The organism is Bathymodiolus azoricus thioautotrophic gill symbiont (assembly GCF_001298715.1).
GTDB lineage: Bacteria > Pseudomonadota > Gammaproteobacteria > PS1 > Pseudothioglobaceae > Thiodubiliella.
This window is the reverse complement of record NZ_CDSC02000040.1, coordinates 1-1,824: the sequence shown is the minus strand read 5'-3', so window position 1 is coordinate 1,824 and position 1,824 is coordinate 1. Positions and strand designations below refer to the sequence as shown.

Genomic DNA, 1,824 nt, shown 5'->3' with positions numbered 1-1,824 from the left:
ATATAAGGGTTTCTGATAGAAAATAAAATCTGATAGCCACGAAACGTGGAAATGTGCTGACCCAGAGTTGGAGAAGCAAATCCGCTGTTTTCCGTATGTATAGCGCTCTGACGTCACACAGCTACAGCAAATCCATAAAAGCCGTTAAGACGGCAGAGGAATCTCGAACTAGGAGTCTCACTGCCACATTCCCGTTCAGTTTTTCTATGTTACCAGAGTCAAACTACAGTGTGTGAGTTTCATATTTCCGCATTAATATGCAAAGCAAAATCAGATGTATGTTGTATATTGTTGTGACAAAATAACAATTGCATTAAACAAATGCTGGGCACTAAGTATAAGAAGATATGCTAAAAAAGGACAATCGGAATCATGTAATAAAATGATAAAACAAAATAAAATGCGGGTCTCATTAGTCTGCAGAAATATAAAAATCGCCAAGTCCTCTGTGGTGCATTTCAGAGTGGCAAAATTGTGTAATAAGAGAGTAAAACCAAAGATTTATGCAACACATTTTGATTTCTTGCTTAATCAGATAATGATTTTCACAAGATCCTAGACTCAATTTTTTTATTTCTGCGAAAATTTTACGGACATATTATCTGCTGTTGTCTTGTCTGTAGATGGAATGGTTTCTACGCGATAACTTAAGTTCTAGTTGATGGACCCTTCTCTGAATTTCGAACGCAATGATCCTTGACACTGAATAAAGGTTGAAATTGATTTGGGGTATTGTAACCATACCTGTTTCCAAACAAGATGTCCTTCGGTGCAAAAATGGGGTTACTGTTATTTGTACATGGAGAGTTTTATTATTCATCTGATTTTTCAACTTTTTTGTAATGAATTCCTTAGCAAAATCCCTTCAGAAAAATACATAGAGTTATAGTAAAAAAGCTTGTATTAGCAGCAGAAATTTACCCTGAAAGGGATTTTGGGGTATGGGATGGGGACTATACACTACGATAGGTTCTGAGAAACTTTTCCAATGTGACGGTACAGATATTTACTATGTAACTATTACTGTAACAATGAAGAAACTAATTGATGTGTCTAAATATGTGTGTTTCAGACAGTATATGAGAGGAGCTCGATGTATGACAGAAATTAAACTTAAAGATAAAGTAGCCATAATTACTGGTGGATCAAAGGGAATTGGAAAATGGACGGCAATTGATATGGCTAAAAGAGGTGGGCAAACAGTACAGTACATTATTTTTTCAATTTACAATAGCACAAAGCACTAATGACTTTAACAAAAAATACAAAGAAAAGATTATTTATTTAATATCATTATTATTCCTACACTTGTAATATGTGGGTACTATAGTCATCTTAATTTGGAGCCCTTTTGACTGATACTAAAATTAGGTAATATTTTATTATTATATTACCCAATGCTTGCATGATTTTATTTCCAGGTGCTAGAATATATATTTGTGGCAAAAGTAAAGAAGAGGGAGATTCTTGTGTGGAAAAAATGAGAAAAAGTACAAAGAATGAAAATATTTTTTTCATTCCATGTGATTTGAGATCTTTTAAATCTGTGAGAGAATTTGTTGAGGCATTTAAAAAAAGTAAGTAAACTTTTAGATTTTCTTGTATGATGCTGTTGTAAAGCTCTTAGTCTTATTATACATTCATATGCCCTTCTTTCATTATAGGTATAATGTAGTTGATTTTGGTGAATTTTTTATACCCCCGCTCCCCGAAGGGGGAGGGGGGTATACTGTTTTACCTCTGTCCGTCTGTCTGTCCTTCCTTCCGTCCAAGATATTTGTCGTCGCATTTTTCTCAGTAACTGTTGATGGCAGAAATCTGATA

2 protein-coding genes are annotated in these 1,824 nt (G+C 34.2%); both read left to right on the top strand.

Annotated elements, in window-relative coordinates; all coding sequences use genetic code 11:
* Window positions 1-1,031: 1,031 nt before the first annotated feature.
* Window positions 1,032-1,247, top strand: coding sequence for a hypothetical protein (locus BAZSYMA_RS09625; RefSeq protein ID WP_206599433.1), 216 nt, complete (start codon window positions 1,032-1,034; stop codon window positions 1,245-1,247).
* 158 nt (window positions 1,248-1,405) lie between these two features.
* On the top strand, window positions 1,406-1,585 hold the full coding sequence (locus BAZSYMA_RS00770; RefSeq protein WP_090714565.1) for a hypothetical protein: 180 nt from the start codon (window positions 1,406-1,408) through the stop codon (window positions 1,583-1,585).
* Window positions 1,586-1,824 lie beyond the last annotated feature (239 nt).

Excerpts from the sequence above, each read along its gene's own strand:
- BAZSYMA_RS00770 (WP_090714565.1), top strand. The coding sequence starts at position 1,406 with ATGATTTTATTTCCAGGTGCTAGAATATATATTTGTGGCAAAAGTAAA.
- BAZSYMA_RS09625 (WP_206599433.1), top strand. The coding sequence starts at position 1,032 with ATGAAGAAACTAATTGATGTGTCTAAATATGTGTGTTTCAGACAGTAT.